16 protein-coding genes and 2 pseudogenes are annotated in these 13,312 nt (G+C 39.3%); 8 read left to right on the top strand and 10 right to left on the bottom strand.

Annotated elements, in window-relative coordinates:
• Positions 1-123 precede the first annotated feature (123 nt).
• Entirely contained in the window at positions 124-348 is a 225-nt protein-coding gene (locus tag SLH51_RS12870) for a YuzB family protein (RefSeq protein WP_335961700.1), read from the bottom strand.
• A gap of 420 nt (positions 349-768) precedes the next feature.
• On the opposite strand from SLH51_RS12870, the gene lipL reads away from it, so the two are divergent.
• A complete protein-coding gene (lipL, locus tag SLH51_RS12865; RefSeq protein ID WP_335961698.1) occupies positions 769-1,605 on the top strand; it encodes an octanoyl-[GcvH]:protein N-octanoyltransferase in 837 nt (278 codons plus the stop codon).
• A gap of 43 nt (positions 1,606-1,648) precedes the next feature.
• Here lipL and pta read toward each other — a convergent pair whose 3' ends face one another.
• A complete protein-coding gene (pta, locus tag SLH51_RS12860) occupies positions 1,649-2,638 on the bottom strand; it encodes a phosphate acetyltransferase (RefSeq protein WP_335961696.1) in 990 nt (329 codons plus the stop codon).
• Between the two features lie 346 nt (positions 2,639-2,984).
• Between pta and SLH51_RS12855 the strand changes: the two are divergent.
• From SLH51_RS12855 to gerQ, 4 genes and pseudogenes are all read left to right on the top strand, one after another.
• Positions 2,985-3,725 (top strand): annotated as a pseudogene (locus SLH51_RS12855) (enoyl-CoA hydratase/isomerase family protein).
• 153 nt (positions 3,726-3,878) lie between these two features.
• The gene (hemQ, locus tag SLH51_RS12850) at positions 3,879-4,628 is read left to right on the top strand and encodes a hydrogen peroxide-dependent heme synthase (protein WP_335961694.1); all 750 of its coding nucleotides are present in this window, start codon (positions 3,879-3,881) and stop codon (positions 4,626-4,628) included.
• A 253-nt stretch (positions 4,629-4,881) separates the two neighbouring features.
• A complete protein-coding gene (locus SLH51_RS12845; protein WP_335961693.1) occupies positions 4,882-5,313 on the top strand; it encodes a cell wall hydrolase in 432 nt (143 codons plus the stop codon).
• A 23-nt stretch (positions 5,314-5,336) separates the two neighbouring features.
• Positions 5,337-5,840, top strand: a complete 504-nt coding sequence (gene gerQ / locus SLH51_RS12840; protein WP_335961691.1) for a spore coat protein GerQ — start codon at positions 5,337-5,339, stop codon at positions 5,838-5,840.
• Positions 5,841-5,901: 61 nt separating this feature from the next.
• Here the strand turns inward: gerQ and SLH51_RS12835 are convergent, their stop codons facing one another.
• Complete coding sequence (locus SLH51_RS12835) at positions 5,902-6,273, bottom strand: DUF423 domain-containing protein (RefSeq protein WP_335961689.1); 372 nt, start codon at positions 6,271-6,273, stop codon at positions 5,902-5,904.
• Between the two features lie 162 nt (positions 6,274-6,435).
• On the opposite strand from SLH51_RS12835, the gene SLH51_RS12830 reads away from it, so the two are divergent.
• Positions 6,436-7,056, top strand: a complete 621-nt coding sequence (locus tag SLH51_RS12830) for a GNAT family N-acetyltransferase (protein ID WP_335961687.1) — start codon at positions 6,436-6,438, stop codon at positions 7,054-7,056.
• 26 nt (positions 7,057-7,082) lie between these two features.
• On the opposite strand, the gene SLH51_RS12825 is transcribed toward SLH51_RS12830, so the two are convergent.
• From SLH51_RS12825 to SLH51_RS12810, 4 genes are all read right to left on the bottom strand, one after another.
• Positions 7,083-7,370: a DUF5327 family protein gene (locus SLH51_RS12825; protein WP_335961685.1), complete on the bottom strand. Its 288-nt coding sequence runs from the start codon at positions 7,368-7,370 to the stop codon at positions 7,083-7,085.
• A gap of 295 nt (positions 7,371-7,665) precedes the next feature.
• Complete coding sequence (locus SLH51_RS12820) at positions 7,666-8,196, bottom strand: CBO0543 family protein (protein WP_335961683.1); 531 nt, start codon at positions 8,194-8,196, stop codon at positions 7,666-7,668.
• A 139-nt stretch (positions 8,197-8,335) separates the two neighbouring features.
• Positions 8,336-9,052 (bottom strand): class I SAM-dependent methyltransferase, encoded by a 717-nt coding sequence (locus SLH51_RS12815; RefSeq protein ID WP_335961681.1) that lies wholly within the window; start codon positions 9,050-9,052, stop codon positions 8,336-8,338.
• A 140-nt stretch (positions 9,053-9,192) separates the two neighbouring features.
• Positions 9,193-9,615, bottom strand: coding sequence for a hypothetical protein (locus SLH51_RS12810; protein WP_335961679.1), 423 nt, complete (start codon positions 9,613-9,615; stop codon positions 9,193-9,195).
• Between the two features lie 727 nt (positions 9,616-10,342).
• Between SLH51_RS12810 and SLH51_RS12805 the strand changes: the two genes are divergently transcribed.
• Both SLH51_RS12805 and SLH51_RS12800 read left to right on the top strand, forming a co-directional pair.
• A complete protein-coding gene (locus tag SLH51_RS12805; protein ID WP_335961678.1) occupies positions 10,343-11,158 on the top strand; it encodes a polysaccharide deacetylase family protein in 816 nt (271 codons plus the stop codon).
• 284 nt (positions 11,159-11,442) lie between these two features.
• Complete coding sequence (locus SLH51_RS12800) at positions 11,443-11,568, top strand: hypothetical protein (RefSeq protein ID WP_332692175.1); 126 nt, start codon at positions 11,443-11,445, stop codon at positions 11,566-11,568.
• 227 nt (positions 11,569-11,795) lie between these two features.
• Here SLH51_RS12800 and SLH51_RS12795 read toward each other — a convergent pair whose 3' ends face one another.
• From SLH51_RS12795 to SLH51_RS12785, 3 genes and pseudogenes are all read right to left on the bottom strand, one after another.
• Positions 11,796-12,356, bottom strand: coding sequence for a DEAD/DEAH box helicase family protein (locus SLH51_RS12795; protein WP_335961675.1), 561 nt, complete (start codon positions 12,354-12,356; stop codon positions 11,796-11,798).
• 69 nt (positions 12,357-12,425) lie between these two features.
• Entirely contained in the window at positions 12,426-12,746 is a 321-nt protein-coding gene (locus tag SLH51_RS12790; protein ID WP_335961674.1) for a hypothetical protein, read from the bottom strand.
• 319 nt (positions 12,747-13,065) lie between these two features.
• A pseudogene (locus SLH51_RS12785) lies at positions 13,066-13,311 on the bottom strand (MerR family transcriptional regulator); the annotation flags it as partial.
• Position 13,312: the final 1 nt, after the last annotated feature.

Here is a 13,312-nt window from a genome sequence, read left to right as displayed (position 1 = left end):
ACTCCTAAAAGGCTTAAAACAAAGCGGCGGCTCCGCTCGTTGCTTTGAGTTATTTCCAAAAGGTGAAGGGCGACCTTTTGGAAATAACTCAAAAACCCCAATTACTATATAAGCAACTGGGATTTATTTGTTTAGTTTCTTCATCACTTTTTCAATTAATTGATCTTCATCTGGTGCTGCGACCGGACGATTATTTACGAATGCGAACGACTTCTTCCTACCAGGCCCACAATACGATTGACAGCGAATATCGATGCTTGCTTCTGAATCCACCTTTTTCAACCGAGGAATGAGTGTTTTAAGATTGGTCGCTTGGCATTCATCACAAATACGAAATTCATTTGCCATAGTTACTTGACCCCTTTTATTTAGTGTTCCCTATATGTTTAACTAAAATAACCTACTTTTAAACCAAAAACTAGTATAACACAAACTTTTAAAGAAGCAATGTACAAAACTTGGGGTCAGACCCCTTTTGTTCTTAATTGCGATTCGCCGGATATTTCCGCGAAATTTTAAAATTATCTAGCGAAAACTGGAAAATAACAGCGAAAATCAAAAATTATCTAGTGAATTTGTCAAAATTACAGCGAACGAGCAAGTATGGCGATATTTCAGGCACTATCAGCGATATTCCCCTGTTTATTTGCAAACTGAGCATTGTGAGATCTGATCCACAGTATCCCTTTACAGTGTTAACTAACTACTGCGAAAGTCTGACCCCACCCATGTTATAATAGGTTCTATACTATGAAGGAGCTTTTAACTATGAATAACCTTTCCATTCCAACTATTTCTGACACTTGGCGTTTTATAGATCACACAACATTTGGACCAGATTTTGATGCGCTAAAGTCTTTTGCCTATGATGATACACTCTGTACATTTGTAGGTCAGCGTGATGGCCTTGCAACGGTCCGTTCTTGGGTTCATCACAACACGATTGTTCTTGGGATTCAAGACAGCCGACTCCCTGCTATTGAAGCAGGCCGTGCGTATTTAGAAGCAAAAGGATACAAGGCAATCGTGCGGAACTCTGGCGGACTTGCTGTTGTGTTAGATGAGGGTGTACTCAATTTCTCACTTATTATTAAAGAGGAAAAAGGCCGCTCAATTGATGATGGCTACGAATTAATGTACTCGATCATTAAAAAAATGTTTTCTTCCTATGGCGTACCTATCGATGCTTATGAAATTGCCGGCTCGTATTGTCCTGGAAGTTATGATTTAAGCATTGGTGGAAAAAAGTTTGCTGGAATATCACAACGTCGTATTCGCGGGGGCATTGCTGTACAGATTTACCTCTGTGTGACAGGCAGTGGGAGTGATCGTGCCCAACTGGTCAAACAATTTTACGACATAGCCGTTAATGGCAAAGCAACAAAATTTACGTATCCTAACATACAGCCGGAAACGATGGCTTCCCTAGAGGAACTTCTTGATGCGGATCTCTCTATTGCAGAAGTAATGAAAACATTGCTTTTCACCATTCATAATGAAGGCGCGCAACTGACCGTACAACCATTTTCTGAAGCAGAGCAAAGCCTTTTTTTAGATAACTACGAGCGTGTAGTTAGCCGGAACAAAAAAGCATTAACAACGTAGAAGAGGATAGCCACAAGGCCATCCTCTTTTTATCTTTTTATAATTAGCTCATTACTTTTTGGTTAATAGCTTGCATCGCTGTGATCAGTGACAACTTGTAAACGTCAGCTGCATTACAACCGCGCGATAAATCGTTAACTGGCTTGTTTAACCCTTGCAAAATTGGGCCTATTGCATCGTAGCCACCAAGGCGCTGTGCAATTTTATAGCCTAAGTTGCCTGACTCTAGACTTGGGAAAATAAAGACGTTTGCTTGCCCTTGTAGCGGAGAATCTGGAGCTTTCTTTTGCGCAACTGCTGGAACAAAAGCTGCGTCAAATTGGAATTCTCCATCAATGACTAAGTCTGGTCGTGCTTCTTGAGCCATTTTTGTTGCTTCAGACACTTTCTTTGTTTCAATCGAAGAAGCTGATCCTTTCGTTGAAAAGCTCAACATCGCAACTTTCGGATCGAGTCCAAAAACTTTCGCTGTTTCAGCAGTTGCTATGGCAATTTCAGCAAGCTCTTCATTATTTGGCGCAATATTAATTGCACAGTCACCAAAGACGAACTTATGCTCATCTTTGACCATGACGAACACACCAGATGTGCGCTTAATGCCTGGTTGTGTTTTAATAATTTGCAGGGCAGGACGAACCGTATCCCCTGTTGAATGAGCCGCTCCACTTACTAAACCATCAGCTTTGCCCATGTAAACAAGCATCGTTCCAAAGTAGTTCACATTAACTAATAATTTGCGTGCCGTTTCTTCCGTTTCTTTTCCCTTACGACGTTCGACAAATGAAGCAACCATCTCGTCCATTCCAGGATAATTATACGGGTCAAGGATCGTAATTGATCCTAATTCAATCGTATGTTCACTTGCTTTTGCTCTTACCTCGGCTTCATTTCCGATAAGGATTGGTTCTACGACCTGATCCTTGGCTAAATTTGCTGCTGCCTCTAAAATACGTTCATCTGTTCCTTCAGGCAAGACAATGCTTGGTTTATGTTTTTCTACTTGTGCTTTTATTTCATTAAAAAGATTACTCAACGTAATTCCTCCTCAAATCGCTCACTCTATTTACTCTATGTGATAAGAATACTCCTCTTGAATGCAAAAAGGAACCGTCTTTGTCAACTTCACTGAAGTGTCAATTTCCCTAAATATTTTTCTGTTTTCGCTTACATTCTTATTAGAATAGGGTTTTTCACCATTATCATTGTTACTTAATTAAGTTGATTTTTTTTAAAAAAAATTGCGCAAACAGTGAGCAATTGCAACCTTCTCAATGCACTCTAAACAATACTTTTAGGATGACCAAAGGATTCCTCGCTTATGTGTCGAAAGAGTACGTTACACAAATGAATGACTATTCATTATAAGGAGGCTTTTGAATATGACAAGCTCACCTGTCCTATATTCTGTTGAAAATAATGTTGCAACCATTACACTCAATCGTCCACATGTAAAGAACGCCTTAAACAATGACATGCACATTGCTTTATATGAGACATTTGTGAAAGCTAACACTGACAACGAAGTCAGAGTCATTGTCCTTAAAGGAACCGGCAATGCGTTTTGTGCGGGTGCCGATTTAAAAAGCATTCTGTTAGAACAAATGAATTCGTTCGATTAGGGAGATGCCCTAGAGGCAGCATACAATCGCTTAATTCGACAAATGGTCTCCATCAACAAGCCCATCGTTGCTCATATCAATGGCATTGCCGTAGGTGCTGGTCTTAGCATTGCGCTAGCATGTGATTATCGCGTCGCAGATGAACAGGCTACTGTAGGATTAGGCTTTTTAAAAATTGGACTTGTCCCAGATGCAGGTGCTTCATTTTTCCTCCCAAGACTTGTCGGTTTAGGGAAAGCGCTGGAACTTGCGTTAGGAGACATGATCTCCGCAAATGAAGCAAAGCAAATCAATCTTATTCATGAAATTGGTTCACCAGATCTCCTTATTAAAAAGCTAATAAAAATGCCGCCTAAAGCTTTTGGCCTAATGAAACAAACGTTTCGGGAAAGTTTCGACCAAAACTTAGAGCAAGTTTTACAAAAGGAAGTACTCGCACAACGCCAGGCCGGAAAAACACCTGAACACAAGCAAGCAATTCAGCATTTTTTAGGCAAATAGGATTAGCTAATAATTTGGTTCACAAAAGAATACAGCAGCTTCACTGATTGCTTTAGGTGTGTAAGTAAATATGGTATAGTATCGTTGATGCTTCGAGGTGGGCAAGCCGACTTTTTTATGCCGCCTCTATATAAACAAAGGAGTTGTTTTTGAATGAGTGAAGCTGCAGTAACGTTAGATGGTTGGTATTGTTTGCATGATTTCCGTACAATGAATTGGCCTGCTTGGAAAGCGATCTCAACAGAAGAGCAAGAGCAAATTTTAGCTGAATTTCATTCCATGATTGATAAATGGGAGCAAACAGAAGCTGACGAATTAGGAAGTCATGCTATTTATTCAATCGTTGGTCAAAAAGCAGACTTTATGCTTATGATCCTTCGCCCAACGATGGAAGAACTAAATGAAATTGAAAGTGCTTTTAATAAATCACGTCTTGCTGAATTTACAATTCCTACATATTCATACGTATCGGTTGTTGAGCTTAGTAACTATATGGCTGGTGAGAGTGAGGAAGACCCTTACCAAAATCCACATGTGCGCTCGCGTCTTTACCCGACATTACCTAAAGCTAATCATGTGTGTTTTTATCCAATGGACAAGCGTCGCACGGGCGTTGATAATTGGTACATGCTTCCTATGGAAGATCGCCGTTCATTAATGCGCAGTCACGGCTTAATTGGCCGCAGTTATGCAGGCAAAGTGAAACAAGTCATTACAGGCTCTGTTGGTTTTGATGATTGGGAATGGGGAGTGACATTATTTGCTGATGATGTCCTTCAATTTAAAAAACTTGTCTATGAAATGCGTTTTGATGAAGTATCTGCTCGTTACGGAGAATTTGGTTCGTTTTATGTTGGAAACATTCTTAAACCTAGTCACCTATCGAGGTTCTTTCACGTATAACTATGACATAGCCACATGATCACGATTTCGTGATGGTGTGGTTTTTTTTTAAGCTGTACAGCGCGAAGCCGTGTCGCCACCATGGAACTGGTTTGTTTAAAAAACATATGCATACGCCCCTATGCTAAATCATATAGTGAACTAACTGCACCGCCTACGGCAAATCATCCATTTTATATTTGGACGCAGTTCTTACGCTTCGTTTCATTTCTTTTGCATCTTTAGAAGGTCAACTTTGATAGGAGGTGAACGGATGGCTGTTATAAAAGCAAATTCAAGTGATATTGATATTCTCGCCAGGCTTATGCGAGCTGAAGCAGAAGGTGATGGAGAGCTCGGAATGTTAACAGCAGGAAATGTAATGGTGAATCGGACTCGAGTCCGCTGTTCAGATTTTGCCAACGTCAATACCATTCCTCATATGGCATTTCAATCTCCTGGAGGGTTTGAAGCTGTTCAAAAAGGATACTTTTATCAACGGGCTAGAGAAAAAGATAGACGATTAGCTCAAAGATTAGTCAACGGAGAACGGTTTCACCCAGCAGAAAATTCTTTGTGGTTTTTCCGTCCAGATGGACCCTGTCCAGCACAATGGTGGGGTCAGTGGAATACTGGTCGTTATAAGGCGCATTGTTTTTATTCTCCAACAGAATCAGAATGCGCTGAAGTGTACAGCACCTATTAATTTAACATAAAGGGGCGATCAATGTGTATCAGCAACCATGGTATCCGCAATCGCAAGCAGCAACTGGTTATGATGGCTACGGACAGCAAGGCTACCCACAGCAGCAACCAACTGCTCAACCAAGTGGTCAGCTTCCTTATATGTCATCACAAACGTATCAATTTCAACCACCTGGTTTTGCGCAACAACAGCAGCCGTTTCCTGGAGCGCCCGGGCAAGGACCAGGAATGCTACCGATCGAACAGTCCTATATCGAGAATATCCTCCGCTTAAACCGGGGTAAAGTTGGAACCTTTTACTTTACGTATGAGAATAATCCTGAATGGAACGCGCGAATTTACCGAGGTCGGGTTGAGGAAGCTGGACGTGACCATATTATTTTGAGTGATCCAGAAACAGGACAATTTTTCTTGCTTCTTATGGTCAATTTTGATTATGCAACGTTTGATGAGGAATTAGAATATGACTATCCATTTGATGGGATAGCTCCATTGGCACAATATTCGCCACGACCCAATGGCTCTTAATGGTACACAAGTAAAAGGGTCAGATCCCTATCAACATCGGGGTCTGACCCTTTTTTTCTATTTATAACCCTCTTACTACAGCGACTCCTAGCAGGATCCATCCAATGATAAAAGCAAGTCCACCAATGGGCGTTACCGCACCAAGCTTGGTTATGCCGGTTAATGCCATTGCATATAAACTTCCAGAAAAGAGAATAATGCCAACGAGAAAGCTCCATCCTGCTCCATTTAATCCTGGTAATGGAAACTTTAAGGCAATCACTCCAATAGCTACAATCGCCAATCCATGAATCATATGATACTGTACACCGGTTTGGTAGTTTTTCATCATCCGTTCTGTTAACCTAGGCTCAAGCCCATGTGCACCAAACGCACCAATGGCAACAGAAAGACCCATCACGATACTCCCTATTAATAAAAATAATTTTGCCAATGTAAACACTCCTTTTACATAGAAGAAAAGCTCCATTCGATCTTATCATATTTTTTTACGTAAGTTCGAACTCCTGCCTTTTTCAAGAAACAAAAAAAACTGTACTTTTAGACGTGAATTCTCCCTAACCTTTTTATACAATATAAAAAAGGAGTGATGCAAATGCATTCAATTACGGTTCGTCCATATACGTTAAACGATTATGATCAACTTTTAGATGTCCAAAAAGAAGCATTTCCACCCCCTTTTCCAGAAGAGCTTTGGTGGTCACGCGATCAAATTAAATCTCATATTACTACATTTCCTGAAGGGGCACTCTTAGCTGAAATCGACGATGTCATTGTCGGATCTGCCACATCCTTATTAGTGACGTTTGACGGAAAACCACACACATGGGATGACATTGCAGATAACGGTTACATTAAAGCAAGCCACCAGCCAAATGGCGATAGCTTGTATGGCATCGATCTCTGTGTCAGACCCAGCTACCGGGGAAAAGGAATTGCTCAAGCTCTTTATGCAGCTAGAAAAGAAACCGTCAGGCAACTAGGATTAACACGCTTTCTCGCTGGATGTCGCATCCCTACTTACAGGCAATACTCAGACCAATTAGATGTCAAAAGCTATGTAAAGGCAGTCCAAAAAGGGGACATCAAAGACCTCGTTCTGACGTTTATGCTAAAACAAGGTCTTACCCCGCTACAAGTGTTGCCAAACTATTTAGAAGACGATGAATCGCTAGACTACGCCGTGCTTGTTGAATGGAAAAATGATTGCCTTTAGAGAAACATGAAACGAATGGGCTGTCCTTAAAAATCAAGCAAGTTGTGTTTCTCTCCTACTTCATTCTCAGAATGAGTGACTAATGGTCTTTGAAGAGTCATTGGTTGTTCGGGGGCTTGATACTCTTTTACTGGCGCCGCCTCAGCAATTTGATTTTGTGTTTGCGCAGCCGTCCCTTTTAGCAATTGACAATATGCTTCAATTACTGCGGTTGTTTCTCTCATGGATACTCTATCACCATCTGCGACCGCTTTCCTTAATTTGCTTACTTGTGTATCTATATGGTCGCAAATTTGCTTTGCTGGTATATTCATATAAAACTCTCCTCACTTTCACTCACTTTCTCCATCTTAGCATAGAGAAAGACACACACCAACAAAGAAAATCGTCAAATAACTTCTTAAGAACTCAGCTTTTGAAAACCGCACTCTCCTTTTTTTTACAGATCACATCCCCATCCTCCTACTTTGGCGCCCTCCTTCTCCCTTTATTCACTGATCGCGTCCTCATTAAGCCACTTTGATGCCCTCTTTCTCCTTTTTTCCAAAGGTCAAGTACCCTTTGCTTCCGCTTTAGCAGGGCAAACTCGACGTGTTAAGCGCCAACCAATCATTGACCATAATTTGCCCTTTCTTCAACCGGTATGTGAACGGGCACATCAAACCACCAAAGAAACCCTACCGATACGAGAGCAAATAACACGTACGTTAACAACGGATGCTTCACATGTAGTTTTAATAGAGGAAACATGCAAAAAAGAGCGACAATTGACCAACCTAACGTCCACCCGTATTGGTATTCAATATGTCCTGTTAACGTATAAACGTACTCCCAAATCGCATAAATTGCAATCCACCGTAGCATATGTAAACTCTGTCTAATAAATCCTTCTGGCGCATTTCCTAAGAAAAGAATTCCTGTTGCCGGAAAAATAATAAATGTATACAGCATTTCAGTAAGCGTATGATTGGAGATAAAATCAGCATGCATACGCCACAAGAAATAATTTGCTGTTAAGAAATTATAAACTAAGTTTCCAAGAGCAAAAAACAATAACGTCGTATGATATTTTTGCCAATTTCTCCAGTCACCCCAACCAATAACAGCAAGAATACTAATAATTGCAGTAAACACATGCATAAGTTTCATCCCTATTCTTTATTTTCTTATGAAACAAACAAAACACACACTATGAATAAAGATAGTGTGTGTTTTTCAAAGGGATATTATGAATGATTTTACTGCCTGGCTAAATTGACCCTTTTTTTAGGACAATCTATCACTCATCTTTGTTTATCGCTCTAATAATCAAAAAGTGCGGGTTTTTCATTAATTTTTCGTAATTCTCCTCAGCTTGTAATTTAAAGTTGATCGTCGGTTGTGGTTCCATCACGTGTTCGATTGTAAAATGGTGCATCGTTTCGTTCAAAATCGAATGAATCGGTCTTCGATAAAAGGGAACCTCTATTTCTTTTCCTGCCTTCTCCCATTTATCTATAATAAGTTCCGTAGAAAAATAGTCTTTGTTCTTTGACATCTTTATATCCATAAAAGGGTGGTGAACTGAAAATAACAGAACGCCTTTTGGCTTTAAGATCCTCTGGAATTCACGGAATGTCTGAGTCCACTCCTTCACATAGTGAAGGGTTAATGAACTCACGATAATATCAAATGAATTGCTTTCAAAAGGCATAGCAGTCGTTTCCAAATCTAAACAGACTACCTCAGCAAAAGAACCGACACGTCTTTTCGTCGCTGCAACCATTTCTTGGCTAATGTCTGTAGCAACTACATTTGCCCCTCGTTTTATTAATTGATCGGTATACCAACCTGCAGCACAACCTGCATCAAGAACCTTCTTATTTGTTAAATCTTCTGGAAGCTGCTTTAACATCGAAGGTCGTTCATACTCAATGTTGTATAGGCTCGTTGTGTCTACATTATGCTCATAAATATGGGCTAGCAAATTAAACGTTTCTTTCACATGTTCTTTCATATGTCACCTCACAGCGTCTACATAAGTACAACTTCGATCTTTTTGGCTGCAATCCTTCTTACCTTTGTCAATTTAAAGCATATAAAAAGACGGCTGTTTCATAACAGTCATTCCGTTTGTTTGAAACAACCGATTCCTCATCATTGATCAAATCTCACAACCGACACAGTCGCATCCTCTGGAGTAAATCCTTTTTCAATACGTGCCTCGTTAAAATCTCCATACTTCCGAGAAAGTTCGATATACTTCTTTACTCGGTTGTCTTTGACAAAAACAATGACATTGATATCATCTCTATATTCAATTCCTGTCCGATGGTTCCACGAAAATCCTAACTTTCCTTTCACTTCCCCAGTTGTTGTATAGGGAGGGAAAATATAGGCTTGGTCCCATTCAAAATCGGTCAACGCAAGAAAATCTATGTCCCTTTCCCCTCCACTCAAAGGAATCTCATCCATTCGTCTGTCAATAAACTCCTCACTAATTGCCTGATTGTTGTAGATGCCAATGAAAAGAACAATTGCACCTACGCCTATGAGCGCTAATCTCCTTACACTCATCATAATGATTCCTCCATCATTCTATTATTTTTGGATTAGCAAAAAAGAAAGACAGATAGACAAAGCAAAAGGACAATTACCAATACGGGAAATACAATTTTCTATAAAAAACTACGATTAGCATTGATGGCATCTAACAATAAGAAAACAGGCTGCCAAACGACTTCGATTTGCACCAGCAACTCTTAGTAAATAACAGCATGAGCAGATAACTTAAATCACATGCTTTTAGGTCTCTGCCAAGTCTTTTATTACCTTTTTCCCCGCCTTCTAAGTTGCTACTAACTATTCTCACTTCGGACAAGAGACTGGAAAATCAGGTGCACAACAAGTAAGGAAAGAAGTGCTGCAATGACTGGTTCGTTCGTATCCCATCTCGACAACAGAAATCTAAACAGCAAAGAAGATATAGCAAGTAAAATTGTTAAATAAATTAAACCCTTAATAAAGGTACTCATTCTATGTAATCGCTCCTTTCTCCTTTTCTTTATTATGAAAAAGAACATATTTCAAAATGAAGAAACATTTAAAGCTTTTACGTGTGCATGAAACGTGGTCATTAGGAGTCAGTCTCCTTCCCATATAGACATCACTTGTTTCCTTCGATTGACTTATCATCTTCCACTTCACTAGAGCTGTTAATATTGTTTTGATTATAATAAGCCTTTTTGGCAGGAACTATTGCTTCAAAATGCGAACTTAGTGTTATCAAAAAAATGAGGTGATTAATATGCCTAAAGTAATGGTAGCGTTTCCAAAAGGCAAACATAAAGTACTAACAATGAGTTATGATGATGGAAAAAAGGCGGATCGAAAACTGGTCGAGATTTTTAACTATTACGGAATCAAAGGATCATTTCATCTTAACTCAGGTTTACTAGGGTCTGAAGATCGTATCAGCGAACAGGAGCTAGTCAACCTATACAAAGGTCACGAAGTATCGGCTCATACCGTCTCACATCCTACCATTGGCCGATCACCAAAAGAACAAATTGTCGAAGAAGTAATGGAGGATCGAAAAACATTAGAGGCAATCGTCGACTACACAGTAAGAGGTCTATCTTATCCGAACGGTTCGTTTAACCGGATGATCAAAGACATATTGCCTCACCTCGGTATTGAATATGCTCGCACAGTCAATAGCACCGGCACCTTTTTGATCCCTGATGACTTTCTCGAATGGAACCCAACTTGTCATCACAATCAGGATGTACTGAAGTTTGCAGAGGAATTTGCCAGTCTCAACAAGCAGCAATATTTGTATATGATGTATGTGTGGGGTCATAGCTATGAATTTGATAACGACCAGAACTGGGACGTCATAGAAGAGTTTTGTCAATATATCGGCAACCGTGATGATATTTGGTATGCGACAAACATGGAAATCATTGATTATTTAAAGGCATGCCAGAACCTCAAATTCTCTGCTAACAGTCAATTTGTCTATAATCCAAGTGCACAATCGGTTTGGCTAAATGTCGACAACAGAATGGTTGAAATAAAAGGCGGATCGCAAATGAATCTATCCTTATTGTCCCACTCCTAATAAAGAAGCACCCTTAGAATTCTCATAGGTCTCGTGGGATTGGCAAATATGGTTGCAGTTCAAATCCAACTATAATTGTTTTCTTCTTTACCATTCGATTGCAATAACAAGCGAGTTCCATAGTCAGCTATTTCCCGCAAACACCAACGTCTACTTTTTGAATGAACAAAATAGATTTTATCTTACTCTGTAAGCTATCCTATTACGTTTCTTTACATAATTGCCTATCTTTAAGCAAAAAATATATTTGAACTTAATTTAGTGAACAAGGAGGCGGAAATTCGATGAGTAAACGTTCGAAATCAAAACGTAACATGATTAAATCAAAAGACGCAGTGCAACCAAGCACAGGAGAAGAGAGAATTACGATCTCAAAGGTGAGCAGAGAGTTAGAAGATAGAAAAGAATAGCTTGAAAGCCCTCTTCCATGAGGGCTTTCACTTACTTATCTTAATTACTAATTATCCGACTCCAACATGTCTTTCATATTTGCAAGCATGGCTTCTTCGCTTTCAACAAGGCTATGCTCACTTAGTGAATATGCCAAGGCGCTACTTTTAAAGTCCTCTTCTATTGTTCTAAATCCAGACAATCCCCATGGTTTAGCTAACGCAAATGTTTGATTGTATATCCTATCTTATAATGAAAATCTTTCTTTAATCGTCTTTGCAACTTGTTTCGAGCTTACATTTGTATTGTTGATTTTCAAATAATGATCCTTTGTGATTTCCCCTTTTTCCGAGTTTAACCTGTGCTTTTCCAATGTTCTTTTTAATTCCGCTTCTGATTGCTTAACATTTCGTTTTGTCGGTTTCTGCTCCAGTCTATAGACACTTTTGTTGCGTTCAAGGCGTTCTTCTATCTCTGCTTCAAGCTCGACAAAATAAACGTCTCCACCTTTTGATTCAAAGATCTGGCAAATATCATCTACAAAGTCCCAATCTTCTTGTTGATCAAATGCCCAGACAAATGTGAAAATAATCCCATTCAGTTCGGCGCTTTTTGCTACAGCTTTAAATATTTCTTTCCGAAATAGCGTCGATAATCTCCATGTTTCTGCACTGAACCCGAAAAAAGGGTGGAGCAACTCAATCGTCATATGATTATGAAAAAGTTTCAAATCTGTTAGTTTCGCTAATTCATTTCCTACTGTCATTTTCCCGACTGCTTGTGGACCAAATAATAAGACTGTTTTCATGGCTCCTCCTCTTTTTTCGTATTAAGAATTATGTTAGTACCTGCAACTTTTGCTGTTCCGTTTTTGCCTCTAAGGACCAAAAGGCACAAAATAGCGAAACATAAAAACGATTAGCGAAACAACGGAAATCGTAGCGATACAAATGAAATGCAGGAGAATGTATACGATTTTCCGTTTGCCTTTAATCAAGAAGGAGTAAATGAAACCAAATAAAGGATTTAAGATTAAAAAAGGCAAAGAAACTGCAATAACAATCTTGCCAAACAATTGAAACGCACTTGCCTCATAACTTGCAAACGTAATTAAACAAAGGAATAACGCAGAAACACTAATCGTCGCTATCAGTGATGCAAAAGAAACTTTAGCAGTATTTTGGAAGAACCTTTTCATACAAGCCTCCTTTTAAGTAGCTATTCCTTTTTTCTTTAATACGCTATGGTACCATCCCCCTATGAAGGCTTGGTGCGGTACTTATTTAGGATATTCACACACCTCTAAACTTAATTCTAAATAAAAACAAATTTTCACTGCTCGTGTTTAACTATCTCCATCATAGGACCCTCCATTAAGACAACCTAGAAATCTCAACCTCGTAACTATTTTAACATTTTTATCCAATATTGTTCGTTTTACAATATAAAAAAACCAACTCAATTGAATTGGTTTCATACAAATCGAACTATTATTCACCTTTGTGCGTTTCGCTCTTCTGCTCTCTTGCCGCAAAAATGGCTTTTACACCGGCAATATTTACGCCTTGCTTAATGAGCTTTTTAATTTCTGTGAAACGCTCAATGTCATCTAGTGAAAACATTCGTTGGTTTCCTTCATTACGCGACGGCTTGATTAGCCCTTGCTCTTCATAATAACGAATTTGTCGGGCAGACAAGTTCGTCATCTCCATTACTACACGGATGGGAAAACATGCTTGCCTTCTAGGAATATCTGACTTCACT

Origin of the sequence: Halalkalibacter kiskunsagensis, from assembly GCF_037027555.1 — a bacterium.
Lineage (GTDB): Bacteria > Bacillota > Bacilli > Bacillales > Bacillaceae_D > Halalkalibacter > Halalkalibacter kiskunsagensis.
The sequence above is the reverse complement of the archived record's forward strand: the minus strand, read 5'-3'. Positions and strand labels throughout refer to the sequence as shown.